Annotated in this window: 20 protein-coding genes; 11 read left to right on the forward strand and 9 right to left on the reverse strand. The window is 60.4% G+C overall.

Annotated features, from left to right (window positions below):
- The first annotated feature begins 68 nt into the window (after nt 1-68).
- The 4 genes from NMAG_RS16525 (at nt 69) to NMAG_RS16540 (ending at nt 4,080) form a co-directional block, all read left to right on the forward strand.
- A complete protein-coding gene (locus NMAG_RS16525) occupies nt 69-842 on the forward strand; it encodes an IclR family transcriptional regulator (RefSeq protein ID WP_012996833.1) in 774 nt (257 codons plus the stop codon).
- Between the two features lie 597 nt (nt 843-1,439).
- Nucleotides 1,440-1,898: a hypothetical protein gene (locus tag NMAG_RS16530; protein ID WP_004267843.1), complete on the forward strand. Its 459-nt coding sequence runs from the start codon at nt 1,440-1,442 to the stop codon at nt 1,896-1,898.
- 64 nt (nt 1,899-1,962) lie between these two features.
- Entirely contained in the window at nt 1,963-2,364 is a 402-nt protein-coding gene (locus tag NMAG_RS16535) for a universal stress protein (RefSeq protein ID WP_004267842.1), read from the forward strand.
- A gap of 201 nt (nt 2,365-2,565) precedes the next feature.
- Complete coding sequence (locus tag NMAG_RS16540; RefSeq protein WP_004267841.1) at nt 2,566-4,080, forward strand: MATE family efflux transporter; 1,515 nt, start codon at nt 2,566-2,568, stop codon at nt 4,078-4,080.
- Nucleotides 4,081-4,694: 614 nt separating this feature from the next.
- Here the strand turns inward: NMAG_RS16540 and NMAG_RS16545 are convergent.
- The 3 genes from NMAG_RS16545 to NMAG_RS16555 form a co-directional block, all read right to left on the reverse strand.
- On the reverse strand, nt 4,695-5,006 hold the full coding sequence (locus NMAG_RS16545; RefSeq protein WP_004267840.1) for a DUF7521 family protein: 312 nt from the start codon (nt 5,004-5,006) through the stop codon (nt 4,695-4,697).
- Nucleotides 5,003-5,362, reverse strand: a complete 360-nt coding sequence (locus tag NMAG_RS16550) for an ArsR/SmtB family transcription factor (protein ID WP_004267839.1) — start codon at nt 5,360-5,362, stop codon at nt 5,003-5,005. Before NMAG_RS16550 ends, NMAG_RS16545 begins: the two co-directional genes overlap by 4 nt.
- A gap of 135 nt (nt 5,363-5,497) precedes the next feature.
- Nucleotides 5,498-6,292 carry an alpha/beta hydrolase family protein gene (locus NMAG_RS16555; protein ID WP_004267838.1) on the reverse strand — a complete coding sequence of 265 codons (795 nt, stop codon included), beginning with the start codon at nt 6,290-6,292 and terminating at the stop codon, nt 5,498-5,500.
- Nucleotides 6,293-6,449: 157 nt separating this feature from the next.
- Here NMAG_RS16555 and NMAG_RS16560 point away from each other — a divergent pair, with 157 nt between their 5' ends.
- From NMAG_RS16560 to NMAG_RS16570, 3 genes are all read left to right on the forward strand, one after another.
- Nucleotides 6,450-7,037, forward strand: a complete 588-nt coding sequence (locus tag NMAG_RS16560) for a metal-dependent hydrolase (protein ID WP_004267837.1) — start codon at nt 6,450-6,452, stop codon at nt 7,035-7,037.
- A 385-nt stretch (nt 7,038-7,422) separates the two neighbouring features.
- Nucleotides 7,423-8,499: a polysaccharide deacetylase family protein gene (locus tag NMAG_RS16565; protein WP_004267836.1), complete on the forward strand. Its 1,077-nt coding sequence runs from the start codon at nt 7,423-7,425 to the stop codon at nt 8,497-8,499.
- A complete protein-coding gene (locus tag NMAG_RS16570; RefSeq protein ID WP_004267835.1) occupies nt 8,496-9,869 on the forward strand; it encodes a hypothetical protein in 1,374 nt (457 codons plus the stop codon). Before NMAG_RS16565 ends, NMAG_RS16570 begins: the two co-directional genes overlap by 4 nt.
- An 89-nt stretch (nt 9,870-9,958) precedes the next feature.
- On the opposite strand, the gene NMAG_RS16575 is transcribed toward NMAG_RS16570, so the two are convergent.
- The 5 genes from NMAG_RS16575 to NMAG_RS16590 all read right to left on the reverse strand — a co-directional run bounded on the left by NMAG_RS16575 (nt 9,959) and on the right by NMAG_RS16590 (nt 13,486).
- Nucleotides 9,959-10,297 carry a hypothetical protein gene (locus NMAG_RS16575; RefSeq protein ID WP_004267834.1) on the reverse strand — a complete coding sequence of 113 codons (339 nt, stop codon included), beginning with the start codon at nt 10,295-10,297 and terminating at the stop codon, nt 9,959-9,961.
- Nucleotides 10,294-10,479 (reverse strand): hypothetical protein, encoded by a 186-nt coding sequence (locus NMAG_RS16580; protein WP_004267833.1) that lies wholly within the window; start codon nt 10,477-10,479, stop codon nt 10,294-10,296. The genes NMAG_RS16575 and NMAG_RS16580 overlap by 4 nt, the downstream gene beginning before the upstream one ends.
- A gap of 136 nt (nt 10,480-10,615) precedes the next feature.
- A complete protein-coding gene (locus NMAG_RS16585) occupies nt 10,616-11,839 on the reverse strand; it encodes a hypothetical protein (protein ID WP_012996834.1) in 1,224 nt (407 codons plus the stop codon).
- 85 nt (nt 11,840-11,924) lie between these two features.
- Nucleotides 11,925-12,125, reverse strand: coding sequence for a hypothetical protein (locus tag NMAG_RS21755; protein ID WP_148221922.1), 201 nt, complete (start codon nt 12,123-12,125; stop codon nt 11,925-11,927).
- 209 nt (nt 12,126-12,334) lie between these two features.
- Nucleotides 12,335-13,486, reverse strand: a complete 1,152-nt coding sequence (locus NMAG_RS16590; protein WP_004267831.1) for a DUF354 domain-containing protein — start codon at nt 13,484-13,486, stop codon at nt 12,335-12,337.
- Between the two features lie 174 nt (nt 13,487-13,660).
- Here NMAG_RS16590 and NMAG_RS16595 point away from each other — a divergent pair, with 174 nt between their 5' ends.
- From NMAG_RS16595 to NMAG_RS16605, 3 genes are all read left to right on the forward strand, one after another.
- Nucleotides 13,661-15,103: a hypothetical protein gene (locus NMAG_RS16595; RefSeq protein ID WP_004267830.1), complete on the forward strand. Its 1,443-nt coding sequence runs from the start codon at nt 13,661-13,663 to the stop codon at nt 15,101-15,103.
- Complete coding sequence (locus NMAG_RS16600; protein WP_004267829.1) at nt 15,100-16,374, forward strand: glycosyltransferase; 1,275 nt, start codon at nt 15,100-15,102, stop codon at nt 16,372-16,374. The genes NMAG_RS16595 and NMAG_RS16600 overlap by 4 nt, the downstream gene beginning before the upstream one ends.
- An 87-nt stretch (nt 16,375-16,461) precedes the next feature.
- Nucleotides 16,462-17,481, forward strand: coding sequence for a GNAT family N-acetyltransferase (locus NMAG_RS16605; protein ID WP_004267828.1), 1,020 nt, complete (start codon nt 16,462-16,464; stop codon nt 17,479-17,481).
- 66 nt (nt 17,482-17,547) lie between these two features.
- On the opposite strand, the gene NMAG_RS16610 is transcribed toward NMAG_RS16605, so the two are convergent.
- On the reverse strand, nt 17,548-17,997 hold the full coding sequence (locus NMAG_RS16610; RefSeq protein WP_004267827.1) for a DUF3784 domain-containing protein: 450 nt from the start codon (nt 17,995-17,997) through the stop codon (nt 17,548-17,550).
- A 663-nt stretch (nt 17,998-18,660) separates the two neighbouring features.
- On the opposite strand from NMAG_RS16610, the gene NMAG_RS16615 reads away from it, so the two are divergent.
- Complete coding sequence (locus tag NMAG_RS16615; RefSeq protein ID WP_191219385.1) at nt 18,661-19,896, forward strand: carboxylate--amine ligase; 1,236 nt, start codon at nt 18,661-18,663, stop codon at nt 19,894-19,896.
- The last annotated feature ends 3 nt before the right edge of the window (nt 19,897-19,899 follow it).

Here is a 19,899-nt window from a genome sequence, read left to right on the forward strand (position 1 = left end):
AATGTTACCGTGCACCATACTGTTCGGCGCAGCGGAACACCTTTGTCAGCCCACAGGAATTGTGTCGTATGGGAACACAAGGCAGGAATTCGGTGGATCGGATCGACGCAGTCGTGAAGACCCTGGATGTTCTCGAGGCCCTCTGGCAGGCCGACGGCGCTGGCGTAACCGAGGTCACGGAGCGAACTGGACTCGCGAAGAGCACGGTCCACGCGCACCTGACGACGCTCCGGTCGAAGGGGTACGTCGTCCAGGAAGGCGACGAGTACCGACTGAGTCTCCGATTTCTTTCGTTTGGCGAGCACGTTAAACACGCCGAACCGCTGTACGAGGCGTCCAAGACGCCGATTGCGGATCTCGCTGAGCAGACCGGCGAGCGGGTCCTCTGTTCAACAGTACAGAACGGCCTCGGTACCGTCCTCCGTACCTGCGACGGCGACCGCTCGGTCCCCTCGGATATCACTGTCGGCACGCATACCTACCTCCACTGCTCTGCCGGCGGCAAGGCCATGCTCGCTCACTTCGACGAGGAGCGCGTTGCAGACATCGTCGACACCTGGGGCCTCCCCGCCTTTTCGGACGAGACGATCACCACCTGGGACGAGCTCACGGCCGAACTCGAGACGGTCCGCGAGGAGGGCCTCGCATATAATCACGGAGAGTACCTCCCGGGACTCAGCGCCGTCGGCGCGCCCATTCTGGACAACGACGACACGGTCTACGGTGCCGTCTCGATTTCGGGACCAACGCACCGACTCGAGAGCGAGTGGGATATCGACGACCTCCACAACCAACTGCTCTCGGCCGCGAACACTATCGAAGTCAACCTGCTGTTCACGTAGCGTTCAACGCTGTCGAACGCGTCCGGCGGCGTGGGCTCGAGTACAGTGCCTGAAACCCGACTCGTTTCACCTGTGGTTACAATCATACGATTGTAAACGCTTCGGCGTCTGTCGAAGGGTATGTTCGTATCGAGTGGGGCCAATTAGATATTCATTCTACCTGCTAAGAAGATGTAGACATAAGAAAAATAACATGATGAATAAAATTCGGCCAGGAAGTCGTAACCAGTATAGTGTCGCTTAGAGAGTCTAGCAGCGGCTAAAAGGAGTATGGCTGTTCAATAGCTGGTAAACTGGTCTATATCCATGATCGCGGTAGATAGTCTGCTTACACCAGATATATTCGACTTTCATATCTCTATCACACTACCAGACACATAGCTATCATAAGTTATACATTCATCTTCTGATTCTGACTATTTTGTCAAAACTGTTTGGGACGAGAACCAGAACTCGAGTACTGTCTGTCCGAATGCATGAAGAACCCCCACTTTCGAACGCGCAAGCGAACAGTCGCCAACGGCATCGCGTCGGTGCCCGTGAGAGTCATCCAGCGTCAGAAAATGATTGATACATCACCTCGAACAAGGCCAGAACATGGACGAGCACGAGGGAGCCGTCGGTACCGACTCCACGGCGACCGACGGAGACCACCACCCCACACAGGTCGAGTTCGCGGACGGACCGATCGTCGCCGAGTTTAGCCACTGTGACACCGTCCGCGTAACCGGCAACCTATCCGACGTGATCCTCTCACTGTTCTGGTGGGACGAGGACGGCCAAATCGGGACCATCTCCGAACCCGTCGGTGGTGTCGATGACGAGCGTGAGGTCTCCGCCACCGACGAGTTCGGCGACTTCACTCACGGTCCGATTCTCACCGGACTCGAGTGCTTCACTGGCGGCGGACCGGTCGTCCCAGGTGCTGGTGCTGTCGAACTATCGAATCCGACGGTCGATGCGTGCATCGCCGCCGTTCGATCGGAGCACGACGGGCCAGAGGAACTCGAGTCACCGTTCGATCGATCCGCGAGCACACTCGAGACGACGGAGTAGGGACCGGAGAGACGAGACGTTTTGACAGCGGAGTACGAACACGACACAGACACCCGTTCACGCTATGTACGACACGATTCTGGTCCCGACCGACGGCCGTCCGAATACGGAGCGAGCGATCGAAGAAGCGATTGGGCTCGCAGACGCCCACGACGCGACGCTGCACGCACTCTACGTCATCAACTCGGCCGAAATTGCACCGGGGGTTGATTTCGAAGATCTCGAGCCGATCGGCGAATCGGCCGTCGAATACGTCGCCGATCGCGCGGCTGTCGCCGGTGTTTCTGCCGTCGAAACGTGTGTGCAACACGGCCTCCGACATCAGGCGATCCTCGACTACGCTGACGCCCACGACGTCGACCTGATCGTCGTCGGTCGAACGAGTGGACTCGACCGGTATCTCCGAAAGAGTGTTTCCAAGCAAGTTTCCGAGGAGGCGTCTATTCCGGTGTTGGTCGTCGAGTAGCCGACACACCAACACACCAACACACCAACACACCGACACGCCGACACGCCGACACGGGTGCATGGCTACACACCAACACGTCACAGCGAGCAGAGTGACACCAATCTCGACGTGTGAGACAGGGTAGCGAGTCGAAATCGGACGTGTCTGCCGCGTCTGCAAGACACTTTTGTGGGACTCGATTAAGCCGACACGGTTCTTGTGAGTCGTCGATCGTTCAATCCGATCCGGCTGTGTATCTACTGGATCGGACTCGCGCTTGCCCGTCTCGGGTTGATAGACCCCGAGCGAGCGCAGCGAACGTCAGACCTTGCGTGGCCCCGTGTCGTCACTGGTGTCGCGCGAATGTCGAAGAACGCGGTCGACGTCGCGATGGTTGGCGTGGCGGTCGGATCGACGGCTATCGCCGGCGTCGGCTTCGCCTCGCCGTTCTGGGGGCTCGCGTTCGCCCTCGGCGGTGGGGTCGCCGGCGGTACCATTGCACTCGTCTCCCAGCGCTTCGGCGCGAACTCGTTCGACTCGCTCGGGCAGGCGGTGCGCTCGAGTACCCTCCTCGTACTCATCCTCACGCTGCCGGTGACAGCGCTGTTCTGGACGTATCCGACCGAACTCATTTCGCTCATTGGGAACGATTCAGAGACCATCGCGCTCGGTGCGGAGTACCTGCAAATCGTCGGTCTCGGGGTTCCGTTCGCCGGACTCAATCTCATCGGTAGCCGGACGTTCGTCGGCATGGACGACGCCTGGACGCCGATGATCGTCCGTGCGGGCGGTGCCGTCGCCAACATCGCGCTCAACGCGGTGCTTATCTTCGGGTTCGGGCTGGGCGTCGAGGGCGCAGCGCTCGGTACGGTACTTGCGAACGTGGTCGTCTCCGCGACGTTCGCGGTCGGACTCGTCGCGGGCTGGCTCCCCGGCGTCGGGACGTTCCCCGTTAGCGTCGATCCCTTCGGGAGCTACGTCCACGGCGAGACGGTTCGGAACCTGACGAAAATCGGACTCCCGGTCCTCGGCAGCAAGTCCGTCTGGACTGTCGCCGAGTTCCCGATGCTCGCCATCGTCGCGCTGTTCGGCCCACAGATCGTCGCCGCCTACGTCATCGCCCGGCGCATCTGGGGACTGATGAACACGCCCGGCTGGGGCTTCGGCCTGGCTGCCTCGAGTCTCGTCGGGCAGGAACTCGGCGTCGGCCACGAGTGGCGTGCAGAGCGCTACGGTCGGGAAATTATCCGCTACGCCGTAGCGGTCTACGTCGTCTCGGCCGTAATCGTCTTCGTCTTCGCGGAGCCGATCGTGCTCCTGTTCACCGACGATCCAGCCGAACTCTCGATTCCGGCCGCCGTCTCGCTCATCTACGCAGCGTGTCTCGCAATCATCCTGAAAGGCGTCTCGACGGGTGCTGAAGGTGCGCTCAAGGCCAGTGGAGACACCAAGTGGCCGTTCTATAGCCAGCTCGTCGGGATGTTCGGACTCGCGATTCCACTCGCCTATCTCGGTGCAGCCGGGCTGACGATCCCTGCGATCGGTCCGGTCCCCGTTCTGGGGGTAACGATTCCCGGCGTCGATATCGCGCCACTCGGACTGGTGGGCCTGTATCTCTCGTTCATCGCCGAGACGGCCGCTCCCGCGGTGATCAACTACTACCGGTTCTCGACCGGTCACTGGAAGGCGATCAGTCGGGGTTACCGCCCTGGTGCAGCACCGAGTGACGACTAGCGAGCGAGAGAAGCGGTCCAAGCGCACGGCCGGTTCGCTATCGACGTGGATTTTCCGACCCAGAAAACGCGCTGACATCACTAATACCATCCAGTGCAACGGTGAAATTGGGGGACGAGACAGGTCCAACATCCACCCCGCGTTGGTCCCCCATCCGATCACCCACTCGAACGGGTCCCACCCCCACTGCGAGGGCGGCTCCCGACCCGCACTCGTCACCCGTTCGACCCGCCCTCTCCCCTGACAGCGCCTGTGCCCGCGCTGTCAACCCCACTCCACTCTCACTCTCGCTTTCGTGGCGAGCGCTTCGGCCCTACAGTTGCGGTCCGTTTTGCTGAACAGTCCGAACGAACACGAGCAGTTGCGACAGCAGACTGTCCCGTCGAAGTGGACGATCACTGTCAGTCGAGAAGGGAATCCGCCACGTGTTCCAGGTCGTCTCAGCGGAACCTGCCTCGGTCGCATCAACTGAACCTGCACTCAGCCACATCAGCCGAACCAGTCTCCGATCATATCAACCGACCCGTCCTCAGCCACACCAGCTGAACCCATCCTCAGCCACACCAGCTGAACCCATCCTCAGCCGTACCAGTCGACCCCATCTCCAGTCGTCCTCAGTGCTGTCCGTACAGCGAATACATAATCGCGACCAGTCCGAGCAGTCGACTCAGATTCTCGGCGAACACCGTCACGATCCGATCCGTCGCCGCCAGCGTATTGAGCACGACGTTGAGCACGAACGGGCACAGCGTCAGCAAGAGCAGCCCAACCGCGAGATACAGCATCGAGCGCGCATCGTTTCGGCGATAGCCACGGTAGGCCTGATAGGCGATTACCGTCCCGAACAGCGCGACGAGGAAGAGACTCACAACTGTGAGGAGTTCGAACATCGTGGCCTCGTCGAGGCGAACAGGCTGGGCACTCATCGCATCCCCTCCCACATTCGGGTGAACTTGTCGGCGACGTCCTCTTCGTGGTAGTTCACCTGCAGATCGAACGAGCCGTCCTCGAGTGAGAGCTCTAGTCGATCGAGATTCGCGCTGTAGATGCTATAGTGGTTGCCGTCCGGGGCGAGTTCGGTCTCTTCAGTGACGAGTCGGCACTCCTCGAGCCGATCGAGGCGACGGTAGATCGTCGGCAGGGACGCGTCACACCGGTCACTCAGTGTACTAGCAGACATGGGTTCGACGCTCGTGTGCGTGAGGATCTCTCGCGCGTACTCGTCGTCGAGCACGGAGAGAACGGTCGAGAGATCGGTATTGGGATCGCTATCCTCACTCACTGGTAGCTGTTCGTTTCGGCATCGCTATGAAAAACGGTCCGGTTTTTCTGACCGAGAAAAGACCCCCACAATCCGGTGTCAGCGTGGCCAATCACTGCTCGAGAGCCGAATAGACGCCCGACGGTCGCACTCGTGCTATAACTCCGTCTCAGCCAGCCACGCGAACAACAGCCTACGCAACCGCGCTTCCGCCTCGCGCGAGAAAATGTGTCCCTCTCCCTCGAACACCTGCACGAACACGTCCGTCTCGAGTACCCCCGCCGCGTCGAGGCTGTCCGAAACGGGCACCGAATCGTCGGCCGCGCCGTGAAAGATGGCGACCGGTACGTCGAGCGTCGCTGCCACGTCCGCGAACGGATAGCGATAGCAATCCAGGTCGTCGAAGAATCGCTCGTCGAGTCGCTCACCGGTGTCGAACTCGAGTACCCCCTCGCGTTCGACCTGCGTTCGGTAGCGGTCGAAGGCCGAGATATCGGTGACGGGCGCGCGGGTTGCGACAGCGTCGATGCGGTCGTCGGTGGCGGCGGTGTGGAGCGCGACGGCGCCGCCGAAGCTGGAGCCGAAGAGAGTGAGTGAGCTGCAGTTGCTGTGGTCGTCCTGGAGGACGCTGTCGAGCACTGCCTGCAGATCGGCGAGGCGCGTACTGAGTGAGTGATCAACGAAGTCACGGTCGGACGCACCACAGCCGCGACAGTCGAACCGGACGGCGTTGTATCCCTCGTCGACGGCCCGCTGGCAGCGCCGTTTGTAGCTGCCTGATTTGTCACTTCGGAGCCCGTGACAGAAGACGAGCCAGTCGTCGGAGGGCGCTTCGTGGTGGACGGCGGCGACGGATTCCGGTTGGGCACTGGACTCCGATTTGGTATTGGACTCCAGTTCAGCGACTGACGATGAGCCGTCCGTAACTGAAACGGTGAACTCGCGTGGCATGCTCGCTCGTCCATTTCGGCCCAACGACCGTATTCGTTGAGGTCACAGGGTGAGGTGTCCGGCCGACCAAACCGATTCGGTAATCGTGATACTGGACCGCCGCCGCGGCAGGTTATCTCCTGCATAACTAATCAGCCGACGTGGCTGGCCTACACCAATGTGGCCATGGGAACACGCAATCGTCGGCTACGTCGTCTACTCGCTGTTTAGCCACCTCGTCTACCGCGACGCACCAAACGGGCTCGAGGCCTTTGCCGTCGTCTTCGCGTCCGTACTGCCGGATCTCATCGACAAACCGCTGGCCTGGCAGTTCGACGTCTTCGAGTCGGGATACGCACTCGGACACTCGGTCTTCTTCGCAGTGCCTCTTGCAATCGTCGTCGGCGTACTCGCTCGCTCAGTCGGCCGTCCACGCGCAGGGCTCGCCTTCGGCCTCGGCTACCTGCTGCACCTACCGAGTGACATCCTCGACACCTACGTTCGCGGCGGCGAACTCCGGTACGATATCGTGCTCTGGCCCGTCCATCCAGTCGAGTCGATCGGCGAACACACCGACTTTTTCGGCGAGTTTACCCGTCTCTTCGGGCACTACCAGCAGGAGTTGCTCGCTGGCGATCTCTCGGCGTATATGTGGTTTCAGCTCTCCATTGCAGCGTTTGCAGCCCTCCTCTGGCTCTACGACGGCGCGCCAGTCCTCCGTGAGTTCCTCCGGGGCTGTCTTCGGGTCCTCTCGAGTGGCCGGTAGCGCGACACTGGGGTCAGCGCTGGCACCGGTATGAGTCCCGTACCGATTGTTCGGGACAATCACACAGTTCATCGTACGATAATGTTGTCATTTACTATCGTATCGGTTCCAGTGAGTGTGTAGCTATAATGAGCGAGACGACGAGGTGTCATAGATTCTCGAGTGAGTACGAGCGTGACCGTGACCGCACCCATGGCCGTGGTCCGTCGAATCGGCGCAGTATCCCCTGTAACCGGGATATTACGGTCGAGATCGGCGGTAGAACCACAGCCCAACTAGATCGACGCGGGCGTGACGAGTCAGGACTCGCAACGGGGTCAGTCACAGTTGCGACGCCGAGAATCGACACCACTCACGAACGCCGCCCCCTCCGGCAGGTGAACGCATGAACGCCGATCACACCAGCGCCCAACCGGCGCGAATCACAGCCCTCCCTGACGATGCCGAATTCGCCCTCTGTCTGACTCACGACGTCGACCGTCCGTACAAGGGCTTTCGGTCGCTGTACTACGCGACACAGGAGCGCCCAGGCTATCACCTCCGGACGGCGCTCGACCGGTCGAACCCCTACTGGCAGTTCGCCGAGATCATGGAACTCGAGGACGACCTCGGCGTCCGATCGGCGTTCTACTTCCTGAACGAACAGCACCTTTTCAGGGATCGACCGCCGCGTGAATGGCTCTCGCCGGCGAACTGGGTACAGCATCTTGGTCGGTACGAAATCGACAGCGACGACATCGCCGCTACCATCCGCGACCTGTCGACAGGCGGCTGGGAGGTCGGCCTCCACGGTTCGTACCACACCCAGCACGACCGCGACCGACTGCGAACCGAAAAGGTCGCACTCGAGAACGTCCTCGGCGAGCAGCTATCCGGCGGCCGTCAACACCATCTTCGCCTCTCGGTGCCCGAGACGTGGGAACACTACCGCGAAATCGGGCTCAGCTACGACACCAGTCTCGGTTCGACGACCGACTGTGGGTTCCACGACGGCTACCACCCGATCCGCCCGTTCGGTGACGAGTTCGTCGTCTTCCCGCTGACGATCATGGACCAGGCGCTGCCGGATCCCGCGACCAACCCGGACGCCGCGCGCCGAACCTGCGAGCGGTTGCTGGTCGACGCCGCCCGGAACGACGCCGTGATGACCGTTCTCTGGCACCCGCGCTACTTTAACGAGCGGGAGTTCCCCGGCCACCGCGCGCTCTACCAGTGGCTCGTCGAGCGGGCACTCGAGTTAGGTGCGTGGGTCGGCTCACCAGGCGAGTTATATGAAACAATTGACGCCGAGACGGTGGATCAGCACCCCGTCTCGATCGGAACCGACTCGGAGGCGGATCCGGTGTCGATACCGACCCAGCCCGACCAGGAGCAGTCGCGTCGTGACCGTGGTGACCGGCGCGAGGAAGCCACGCCACAGCTTCGCTCGGCGAGCACCAGCGGAGGTGAGTCGCAGTTATGAGCAGTCGTCCAGCAGCAGTCCTCGCGGTCGTCGCCTTGCTCGTCCTGAGTAGTTTCGGCGGCGTCGCACAGGTCGGTGACTCGGCGTCGACGCCGTCACCGAACGCCTCGGCGACAAACGCGCCGCCAGCTGACAGCTACGTCATCGAACAGGACGGCTTCTGCCAGCAGATCGAGCCGCTCTCGAGTGGCGGCACGGTCGAGTCCTTCTACGACTACCGTAACCACGAGACGCACCCAGAGGGAGTCGACCGGATGTATAGCTCCTACGGCACTGAGCACCTGCAGGAGGACGACACGAGCATCCTGTTCCTCCACGAAGGAACCGATGGGGTGAGTCTCGTGACGGTTCACGACCGAGTCGATGGGAACTCCTCTGGCGGCGTGGCGACGTTCGACATCGTCGGTCTCCCGGCGGAGTCCGAGTGGGTCGTCCAGAACGACAACTACACGGGCGAGACAAACATGGCTGAGTGGTACAGCGGCGACGGCTGGCTCGGCGCATCGTGGATCTGGGCCGAGGAGCGCACCGACGGCGGTGCGATCAACGGCGGGCTCAACGACGCGTTCGCGGCGACGATCCATCCGATGTTCAACGAGGATGCAGAGCACTACGACAACGACGACCTCTACGATCCCGACTACCACGACGACGGCGAAATCGACGACTGGGAGATCCTCTCCGGCGATGCGGACAACCCGGACCGAACAGATATTCCATCGCTCGACGAGCCGGTAACGATCCGTACCGGAACGTGTGATGGCCCGTCAGTTTCGTACGAGCTTCTCGGTAGTGGGAGCGGTCCAGACGGCGGCGACGCCGATGCAGGTGTTGCAGCCGCCATCGAAAACGCAAACCCCGACGACCAGATACACCTGCAACCGACGGCAGGCTCCGGTGACGAGGTCCGATTCGACGACGTGTACGTGAGCGGCCTCGATGACGACACGGCCGTCACGTTCGAAAACAACCATCCCGACGACCTGCCAGACACTCCGGACGACGTCCCCGGACTCGGTTCGCTGGCCGTTGCCGGCGAACCCGCACTCGAGAACGTCTCGGCGACGGTGACGTTCACCGTGGACGAGACAGCACTCGAGGAGCACGGTATTGCGCCAGAAGACGTCTCCCTCTACGAGCAGGAAATGAACGAGTCGGCGTGGAACGAGTCGACGACGGAGTATCAGGGCTCCTCGGGATCGTCCCACGAGTACGCGGCGTCGGTCGAGTCACTCGAGGGGCTGACGGTTGCACAGGCCCAACCGGAGCCTGAATCAGGACTGTCGGCGATGCCCGGCTTCGGTGGTCTCGGTTCGCTCGTGGCGATCGCAGCGCTCATCGGCCTGCTCGCGGTACGCTATCGCGAGTAGGGACTACAAACTCGATTTTACCAGGACGGTGGCTTCTGGGCCAGAACTCATTTTCGGACGTCTGTTGCTGACTGTCCGTTTCCGGTTGCTCAGTCGCTTCCATTTGTACTGTCCGTGACAACCCGGTAGAGGTGGGCGGTGTCCATCTCACCATTCAATTCTCGAATTGCAGCCTGCCAATCGTCGACGCTCGCGAAGCCAGAGAGTTTTCGATAGGACTCGAGTGCCCCCGTGTCTGTTGGATCGACGGCGTCGATATGCTCGACCCGGCAATCACCCTCTTTCGGCCCCGTCCGAGATGTTCGCCACCAGGTGTCGCCGGTCGTGCGCTCGGACGCGCGGAAGGTGACGACCTCGCCGTGGTTCTCGAGCTGTGCCCGAGCGGTCGCGTCGGCAAAGACGATCGGTCCGACGTGTGCGTTGCTCATTCGGACTCACCCATGAACGAATCGACGGTCGTCTGTTTCTCTTTGTAGACGTGTGGCGTCACTTCGATCAACGGCGCGTCTACGTCGGGATCGACACACACCCACAGATCGAACTCGAGCTCCTCGCTCACGTTGGCGGGGTCGATCTCTAGGTGTTCGAGGCCGGCCGCCGGGATTGTCACTGACTTGGTCCCGCCGGCACCGAAGCGGTTGATCGCTCGCGTCAGCTCGTGTTTTCGACTGTTGATCGCCGTTTTGGTGTCGCCGATAGTATTATTTTATTGGTGTGAATTTCAATAAGTAGTTTAGACAACTCAATCATTTGATTTTCTGGAACTTCTCAGTATGAGTCCGTTCAATCTTATTTAGAGTGTCAACAAACTCTTCCGGATTCTTTAGGAATCTTATGCGAATATTTTCGTTGGAGGATTGGCTAATTATAACAGATGGCTTGAGAAAGGGGAGAATTTTGACAATAAATCCACTATCTTTCGCTATAGTAGTAATTTCTTCCGAGTGTATTACCCACTGTGGTTCCTTCAGGTAGTTGTCATACCCAATAAGTATATCATCATACACTCGGTATTCCATGTTCGAATTTCCTAGCCATATAATATAATTACTAAGAAGTAGTATAATAAGATAGGATGCAAGAAATAGAATGAGTATGCTATTTGAATGGAGAATCCTAGTAGAGGATGTTAGGAGAATGATGGCTAACACAGACCACATGAAAACAAAAGAACCAATCTGGAGCATATATAATATACTAACATAAAGGCTAGCCCAACTCCATAGTGCTCTGTTGTCTGTATCAAAAGTGTAGTTCGGCTTATTAGCTGGCATGGGTATGTGTTCTGTCGTATTATTGCTAGTTGGGTCAAAGGTAAGCGGCCACGGTCCGATTCCAGCCTCCCGGAAATCAAACAAGATCTTCGGGACTAAGGCTAATATTAATGCAGCGGCGACAGTGTCTGGTGATTGTGGAATGATGAATACTATAGCAATGCAGCCGACGAGTCCTGAATAGATGATTTCGCGTCGACGAACCGTCACTACCGATGCCTGTTTGTAAATCCCGGTAGCCTCCCAGATAGCAATGATCGATATATGCTTGAGTATAAAAATAGGAATTAACAGTATAAAGGAACTATCAACACGGCCTGTAATGGCTCCGAAGAGTACTGGTATGGCTGCTCCGCCAATTACAACAAACGCAATCCAAAATCTTAGAACATAGGGGATGTTTTTGGGATATATGTTTGGTATCTTGGGGTGTATTTGAAAATACCCTCGCTTATCTAGTAAACCCTCATACCATAAAGTAAAATCATACAGACCTGTTGGGGGATTAATAGTGTTGTCCGGTGGCCTAGCAGTGAATAGCCTTTCAACTGTAATTCGACTGATTCCGAGGAAAGTTTCTATTGCGAAAAGAATCGCGATAGTTGCTGGGTTCCAGTTGAGTGTAATTGTACCGACAACAATCGCTATGTTGGTGACAAGAATCAGTAGAAAGAGGACTTTCTTCTTATTAGACACTGTAGTATAGAGAAATTAGTAGGAAATTTAAACGTTTTCATCACACAATTCTCAAAACGCGTGTGATTTTCCAAAGTAAGAGACGTTAAATTATATGTCTGGTTGAATAGTAACAAACACTCATATCTGTACCACAGACTTCGTGTATTATCCATTCTGCGAGATTTCCAAATGAATCTACATACTCAAATATTTCTCCTACAAAGGCAGTACAGACGATTGCTCCCCACCATAAAGCAAAGCCTGCAGTAGCACAGATTACGCCAGCGGCGACGTCGTCAACCATCGTACCTATGAGAGGTCCAACAGCAGTACAATCTGCACACCCATAATTCTCGTCTGCAAGTTCGTCATATACTCCTGCTTCACCCAATTCAACAGCAGTCTTTGCAAATTCTAGATTCAGCCGTCTCAGGAATCCCCATATACCCGTTCTAGGGATCTTATCCTTTATCTGAGAAGACGCAGCTACCCACCGATGAACTGTGATTGTGATCAGTCGCTTCCCACACCCATCGACTCCGATCGCTCCGGACGAGCGTGTTGGCCGAGCTGCCGGACCGACTCGAGTTCGTCGACGAAGCCGTCGACGAGTGCCACGTCGACGAGGAGATCTGAGAGAGAAACCGTGTCGGCGAGGAACTCGTCGCGGCGGCGTTGGTAGAGGTCGTCGACAGCCGTGTCGGCTCCATCCGCGACATCGCCGGTCGCGCCGCCACTGAACAGCGTCTCGATCTCGTCGCAGATCGCGTCCGGCGATGCGACGTTTCGGATGAGCCCGCGCTTTTCGAGTTCGACGAAGTTCCCCATGTCGTCTTCGCCGACGAAGGAGTTCGAGCGAATCGCGGGCGTCCCGAGCAGCGCAGCCTCGGTGACCATCGTCTGGGTGTCTGCGACGAGCAGGTCGGCCGCCGAAAGCGCGTCGTGAAGCAGTGCCGGGTGCAGCTCGAACGAGCGGGCGGGCAGTCCCTCGAGGTTGGCGGTGTCACCTTCGTCCGAGACGAGCACGGTCACCTCCTCGGCCAACTGCTCGATGATTCGCCGGCGCTCGGTTCCCGTAATTCCCTGCTTGCCGACGTCGTGCTGGGAGCCGAAGGCGTTGAGCCGAAGAATAGCAAACGGCTCGTCCGCCCCGAGATCGAGTGCATCCCGAACGTCGGGATTCGGCTCGTACACGTCCGGATGGAGGTACGCACACTCCTTGAGCCCGTCAAAAACGTAGTGGTGCTCGCCCAGATCCTTGCGGAAGGTGTTCGGTGTTAGAACGGTGCGGGCGAACGGCGTCGAAATCGCGTGATCGAACGCCGCCGGCTCAGAATCGATCAGCAACACCGTCGGAGTTCGCAGGATGGCACCCGTGTGGGCCGCATACCCACCCATCCCGAAGATCAGATCAGGATCGAACCGTCGTGCCAGCCGAATCGCCCGCACGTAGTGGGCCGGCAGACGGCTCACGAGTGACCCCTTCGTGGTCCCGCAGGCACCGTAGACGTCGTAGGGCAGGTCGTGCCACTCGAGTAGCTCGACGGTGCAGGTGTACTCGCGAGCGAGGATCCGAACGTCGTGGCCCCGGTCCTCGAGGTCGCGAACGACGTGTTTGTACAGATGGACGTGTGCCGGCGTGTTCGTGAAGAACAGGAATTTCATGAAAGCGATGTCTCCCGAGCGTCGGTGCTCCGCCAGCGAGGTTTGTTATCACCCTCATACCAGTTCGGACGAGCATCATCGTGTGCGACTGGTTCGGACTAACCGCTTGCTGTAGTGCCATCACAACGGGTAGCGAGCGTATAATAATGGGACGCAATGGGGTGCCTCGAGTAGATGCAGTCGCAAGGATTTCCCGACACTGGCGGCGTGACCGAGACCGGCGGGCGAGTCGAGATGGGTGTGACGGCTACGGAGACCGTCGAGCAGTACGAACCCGTACTGGATGCGACGCTCGCGTACGCGCGCCGACACGATTATATCGGTCCGGACTACGGCGACGGGTTGAGCAGTCAGCTCCTCCAGGCGCTCCCCGTCGAGAATCGCGTGTTGAATCTCGTCGTCCAAGAGACGGTCAAACGCACGCCCGTCGACGTGCGGCCGCTGTTCCGCGTCGAGTGCAAGCGCAACTACAAGGGCGCGGCGCTGTTCGCGATGGCCAACCGGAACTACCAGCAGTTGGCCGCCCAGGACATCGCAGACCGCGGCGTGGCGGACCTGCCGTTCGACCCTGAAGGCGAGGCCGACCGGCTCGTCGATTGGCTCGTCGACGAACGGATCACGGACTACAGCGGTTTCTGCGGCGGTCACCGCCACCCGATCCAGCACCTCCACACCAAGGGCGTGCCCAGCGATCCTGACATCGTCTCGACTGCCTACGCTGTGCGAGCGTTCCTCCAGGCCGCCCGTACCGACGACGACGCCGAGGAGTACGCCGAACTCGCCCGTACAGCTGCCGATTTCCTCGTCGAGGACCTGAACTACCGGGAGGTCGAGACCGGCGCAAAGGTGGACTACCACATGAACCACCCCGATGACTCCTACACCGTCAACGCGGCCGCCATCGGGGCCCACATGCTCGTCGACCTCTACGACTACTTCGGCGACGAGGAGTACCGCGAGCGCGCGACGAAGATTCTCGACCATATCGCCACGGCCCAGACCGACATCGGCGGCTGGCCCTACCGCCTCCCCGCCTCTGCCTCCCACCTCTCGATGGACAGCCATCACAACGGCTTCGTCATCGAAGCCTTCCAGCACTACCGCGACGTACTCGGGAGCGACCGCTACGCCGACACGCTCGACACCGCACTCGAGTTCTACCGCGAGGACCTGTTCGACCTCGACGGCGCGCCGAACTTCGACGAGGAGCACGCCTACCCGCGCGATATTCACGCGAGCACGCAGGGGATTCTCGTGTTCACGAAGGAAGGTGAACTCGAGTTGGCGGAGCGAATCCTGCGCTGGGTGCTCGCGAACCTGCAGGTCGAGGGTGAGGAAGGACGGTACTACTACCGGAAGTACCGCCATCACACGAAGCGCGTGACACTAATGCGCTGGTGTCAGGGCTGGATGTCCTACGCGATGTCGGAGTTCCTGCTGGCGGTATCGAATTCGGACACCGACGTGCGGACAAGTACGGTCGTGAACTCGATGGACTCGAGTACGACCGAGACGGAGGCGGAGGCCCAGGCGCTGGCGCAGCCGACGACCGACGGCGGGCGACCACCGAACGACACTCCGAGCGACTGTGACGATGAGACCGACTCCCAGTCATGAGTCTTCGAACGCGGGACGGTGACGACGTCGCCGATGCCGATGCCGATGCCGATGCCGATGGTGTCCGAACAGAGGCAACGACGGGAGCAGAACCACCAGCAGACGGAGACGAACGTCCAGCGGCGGACGCGAACCAGGTCCACAGCGTCGCCGAATCCCAGCGGGTGCTCGTCATCACCGGTCTCGCGCACAAAAACGAGCGCCACTACGGCCCACTCGCGGACGTCGCCGGGGAGACGACGCTCGTCTCGCTCGCACCCGTCGAGGGCGTCGACACGGCCCGAAACGTCACCGTTCCCCAGGTCGGGCCGCGGCTCCTGCGCGTCGTCTTGCTCTTTGCCGTCGCGCTTCTCGAAGCCCGCCGGAACGAGTACGACGCGGTTGCCTCCATCTCGCTATTCCCCTACGGCTGCTACGCACTCGGGCTGAAGGCCATCTTTGGACTGCCGGCCCACCTCGGCATCATCGGTATCGATCTCGACCATCACGCGACCCAGCGGTACGGCCTGCTCGTCCGCTGGCTGTTCAGACGCTTTGATATCGTGTCAGTTCCTGGCACAGACCACGCGGCCCGACTCGAGCGCTGTGGCGTCCCCGCCGAGCGAATCGTTCGGCTGACGAATCCGATCGACGTCGAGACTTACAGGCCTGAAGCGGCCGATACTGTGGAGAACGATTCTGGCTCTGACCCCAACGACAACTCCACCGACTACGACTTCGTCTGGGTCGGCCGCTTCGGCCCCGAAAAGGATCCCCACCAATTCGTCGCGGCGATGAACGCACTCGAGTCCCGCGGGCACGATAACAACACCGCGGTCATGGTCGGCGACGGTGCACTCCACGACGAGGTCGCAGCACACATCCGGGCGCGCGGACTCGAGGACACGATCGAACTCGCGGGCTGGGTCGACGACCCGATCGACTACTACCGCCGCTCGCAGGCGTTCGTGCTCACCTCCGAGCGCGACGCGCTCCCGCTCGTCTTGCTCGAGGCGATGGCGACCGGACTTGCACCGATCGTGCCTCGCGTCGGCTCGATTCCGGACGCCGTCACGGACGGCGAGAACGGGATCATCGTCCCGGATCGCCAGCCAGAGACGATCGCCGCGGCGATGGAACGCCTCCTGGAGAAGGACGAACTGCGCCGTTCGCACGCGAGCGCGGCGACCGAGGTCCGCGACTCGTTCTCCATGTCGCAGGCTGGTTCGGATTGGGCACGAATCCTGGCTTCGATGGCCGGGGCACAGCACCACTCGAGTTCGAGTCGCTAGTCCATCGCCCAACCAGTCAGGATCGGACCCGCTACGCCAGGGTAACGACGTTGTAACAAAACCGTCAGTCATCACACGCTGACCTACATGGACATCGAACGACTCGACCTCGCGGCGTGGGACGACGCCCTCCCCGCCCGCGGCTTCGACGTCTTTCACGACCCCGACGCGCTCGCCGTCCTCGACGCCCACGCAGACAGCGAGTTGCGGCTGTACGGCGCGTTCAAAGGCCAGCAGGTCGTCGGCCTGCTCCCCGTCTTCGTCGATGACAAGCCGGTCGGACGAACGATCTTCTCGCCGCCGCCGGGACTCGGCGTCCCGCGACTCGGCCCGATCATCAACCCCAACAGCCCCAAGCAACGCAAGTGGGAGCGCATCAACGCCGCCCTCGCCGAGGGCGTCCTCGAGGACCTCGAGACCGACCGACGCTCGACGCTGTTTCGAATGACCTGCCCACTCGAGTACACCGATCCGCGACCCTACGTCTGGAACGACCTCGCGGCCGAGCCGTCGTTCACCTACGTGGTCGATCTCGAGAACTGCGCGGACGTCGAGGACGCGATGGCGGGCTTCAGCAAGAGCCTGCGAAACGAGATGCGCCGGTACGACGACCTCGACCTCTCGATCGAGACCGAAGGGATCGACGCCGCGCTGCGGGTCTACGACGACGTGGTCACGCAGTACGAGGAGTACGACGACACCGCGCCGATGTCTCGCCCGTTCCTGCGGGACCTCCTCTCGAGTCTGGACGACGACCGCTGGCGGGTGTACGTGGCGCGAACGCCCGACGGCGAGTACAAGAGCGGTATCATCACGCTGTTCTCGAACGATCTGGCGTACTACTGGCAGGGCGGCGTCACCGCCTCTTACGACCACGTGAGCGTCAACAACTGCCTCCACCGGGTGATCCTGGAGGATATCGTCACGGAGCCGGCACTCGAGTCCATCACGGGCTACGATCTGGTCGGCGCGAATACGGAGCGCCTCTGTGAGTACAAGGGGAAGTTCAACGGCGAGCTTCGACCCTACTACACCGTGGAGTCGGCCGGACTCGAGATGACGCTCGCGAAGTCGGCATACGAGCGGGTCGCTGGCTCGCTGAAGTAAGTGGGCGTAGCGAAGTGGTGGGTGGTACTGCTGTTACTGGATTCCGTTCTATCCGTCCTATCCGTCCTATCCGCCCTGTCCGTCCTGTCCTTCCTGCGGTGCTGGCGACTCCGACTTCTGGCTACGACCAACGATTACGAGGGAACCAAAATACACGAGTAATCCGACCCAGAGGTACGCCCAGGGATCAGTCGCAGCGAGGACTGCGAACAGGCCGTCGATTGCGGCCACGAGTAGCATACTGATGAAGGCGTAGTAGCCCGCCCGGTAGTATCGGCGCTGTTTTCGCTCGATGTCGGCATCGGAGCTGTATCCAGCCTCCTCGATCGTCAGCAATCCGTATCCGATCATCACTCCCGTCACGACGTACACACCAGCAAGTAGCGTCCAGGGGTCGCCGCTGTAGACGTTGTATCCGGTGAACGCGAGCGCGAGTGCGATCCCAGATCCGATCAGCAGGCGACCGCTTCGGCGTTGCTCGGCGACAGTCGCAGGTGGAGATAGCAGGGAGACCATAGCTGCGTTGTCACGTGTCTCTCGTATATGTCTGGCGGATGTCCAGTTTGGCGCTGTGAGAACGACCACAGAGTAGTCGTGTGCCGGTGACGTGAGCGGTAAGAACCACCTACGCGTCATCGGTAACCAGTCACATCCCGATCAGACGTGACATCACGCTCATTGCGCACCGAGTGTGTTCAGTCGTGGATCGGCGAACTGAGAACGTCTCGATGTCGCTGACACCGCATCACCTTGGCGTTCGCTGGCGTACACTGCTCTTAACTAACGTTCGGGATTCTGTGGTCTGACGCATGGCTCTCTTCGGCGCGGGACAGCGGACGCTTTCAGCGGTGATCGATCTCTCCGTGGCGGTGCAGGCGCTCACCGGTATCGACGGACACAACGACAGTCACACAACCACTCACGGCGACACTTATACTCTCGCTCACACTCATCCCGGCAAGAAAACACGCCCTCACACGCGAACGCACCCGCAGACGCAAACACACAGACACCGACGCAGAGATAGACACCGACAAAACACCTTGCTCACGCGATGGAACTCGAGTACCAGCAGCCGACGATGGACTGCAATTGGTGTGGCGCGAGGGTGGCGAGGTCGAAGCCGAGGCCGAGGACGAGACCGAGACCGAGACCGACTACACCGAGCAGGTGACCAGGATGAGCGATGAGCCGTGGACCCACTCCGTCGTCGTTCCGGCGATCACCGCCCCGAGCAGCGTCGCCTGCCTTCGAACCCTCGGCCGGCGCGGTATCCGGACCATCGTCGTTGCAGAGGACGAAACCGCGCCGGCGCTGCGCTCGAAGTACTGCGACGAGGCCGTTCCCGTTCCTGACCCCCACGAGGATCTGGTCGCATACAAGGACGCGCTGCTCGCCGTCGCAACTCGTTCCGACGTCCAGACGATAATCCCCGTTCGGGATGTCGACGTCTACGTCCTCGCGAAGTACAGAGCCGAGTTCGCCGACCACGTCGCCACTCCCTGGCCCAACATGGACACCCTCGCCAGCGCGCAGGACCGCATCCGTCTCTTCGACGCCGCCGAGGAGGCCGGCGTAGGTGTTCCAGAGACAGGGGTACTCGAGTCCGACCCTGATTTCGGTTCGGACGCCGACCGACCGTGGAGTCAGGAGTGGATCGTCAAGGCTCGATATGCGGTGCTCGCCGACGAATACATCGACGACTACGACCTTGGGCAGTACGTCGATCCGCCGAAGACGGAGTATCTCCGCCCCGGTGCGGAACCGGATATCGACGCGCTCACGCGGGAGATGGGCCACCAGCCGCTGCTCCAGGAGTACGTCCCAGTCACCGACGAGTACGGCTTCTTCGCGCTCTACGACCACGGCGAACCGGTCGCTACGTTCCAGCACCGCCAGATTCGCGGCTACAGCTACGCCGGCGGCGCGAGTTCCTACCGGGAGTCCGTTCGCATCCCGGCACTCGAGGAGGCCGGCCGAGACCTACTCGGACACCTCGACTGGCACGGACTGGCGATGGTCGAGTTCCTGCGCGACGAGGACGGCGAGTTCAAGCTGATGGAGATCAATCCGCGGTTCTGGTCCTCGTTGCCGTTTTCGGTGCAGGCAGGCGCGGACTTCCCGTACTACTACTGGCAGCTCGCGAACGGGGAACGCGAGGCGATCGAGCACAGTTACCAGGCGGACATCGCCGGCCACCTGCTTCGCGGGGAACTGCTCTATCTGTACTCGATTCTGTTCGACGACGTGGAGCTGGCGGAGAAGCCCTCGTTCACGGGGTCGCTCTCGGAGATTCTGTCGTCGATCGGCCGTGAGACGCGGTTCGATTACGCGAGCCTGGACGATCCGCGGCCGTTCGTTCGCGACCTGCGGAACGCGTATCAGTACTACAAAGAGAAGGAGTCGGTCAAGTAACGT

Source organism: Natrialba magadii ATCC 43099 (genome assembly GCF_000025625.1).
Lineage (GTDB): Archaea > Halobacteriota > Halobacteria > Halobacteriales > Natrialbaceae > Natrialba > Natrialba magadii.

What these genes read in the sequence shown, in the direction of transcription:
- NMAG_RS16525 (WP_012996833.1), top strand. Translation starts at nt 69, where the DNA reads ATGGGAACACAAGGCAGGAATTCGGTGGATCGGATCGACGCAGTCGTG.
- NMAG_RS16530 (WP_004267843.1), top strand. Translation starts at nt 1,440, where the DNA reads ATGGACGAGCACGAGGGAGCCGTCGGTACCGACTCCACGGCGACCGAC.
- NMAG_RS16535 (WP_004267842.1), top strand. Translation starts at nt 1,963, where the DNA reads ATGTACGACACGATTCTGGTCCCGACCGACGGCCGTCCGAATACGGAG.
- NMAG_RS16545 (WP_004267840.1), bottom strand. Translation starts at nt 5,006, where the DNA reads ATGAGTGCCCAGCCTGTTCGCCTCGACGAGGCCACGATGTTCGAACTC.
- NMAG_RS16555 (WP_004267838.1), bottom strand. Translation starts at nt 6,292, where the DNA reads ATGCCACGCGAGTTCACCGTTTCAGTTACGGACGGCTCATCGTCAGTC.
- NMAG_RS16560 (WP_004267837.1), top strand. Translation starts at nt 6,450, where the DNA reads ATGTGGCCATGGGAACACGCAATCGTCGGCTACGTCGTCTACTCGCTG.
- NMAG_RS16565 (WP_004267836.1), top strand. Translation starts at nt 7,423, where the DNA reads ATGAACGCCGATCACACCAGCGCCCAACCGGCGCGAATCACAGCCCTC.
- NMAG_RS16570 (WP_004267835.1), top strand. Translation starts at nt 8,496, where the DNA reads ATGAGCAGTCGTCCAGCAGCAGTCCTCGCGGTCGTCGCCTTGCTCGTC.
- NMAG_RS16575 (WP_004267834.1), bottom strand. Translation starts at nt 10,297, where the DNA reads ATGAGCAACGCACACGTCGGACCGATCGTCTTTGCCGACGCGACCGCT.
- NMAG_RS21755 (WP_148221922.1), bottom strand. Translation starts at nt 12,125, where the DNA reads ATGGTTGACGACGTCGCCGCTGGCGTAATCTGTGCTACTGCAGGCTTT.
- NMAG_RS16590 (WP_004267831.1), bottom strand. Translation starts at nt 13,486, where the DNA reads ATGAAATTCCTGTTCTTCACGAACACGCCGGCACACGTCCATCTGTAC.
- NMAG_RS16595 (WP_004267830.1), top strand. Translation starts at nt 13,661, where the DNA reads ATGCAGTCGCAAGGATTTCCCGACACTGGCGGCGTGACCGAGACCGGC.
- NMAG_RS16600 (WP_004267829.1), top strand. Translation starts at nt 15,100, where the DNA reads ATGAGTCTTCGAACGCGGGACGGTGACGACGTCGCCGATGCCGATGCC.
- NMAG_RS16605 (WP_004267828.1), top strand. Translation starts at nt 16,462, where the DNA reads ATGGACATCGAACGACTCGACCTCGCGGCGTGGGACGACGCCCTCCCC.
- NMAG_RS16610 (WP_004267827.1), bottom strand. Translation starts at nt 17,997, where the DNA reads ATGGTCTCCCTGCTATCTCCACCTGCGACTGTCGCCGAGCAACGCCGA.
- NMAG_RS16615 (WP_191219385.1), top strand. Translation starts at nt 18,661, where the DNA reads ATGAGCGATGAGCCGTGGACCCACTCCGTCGTCGTTCCGGCGATCACC.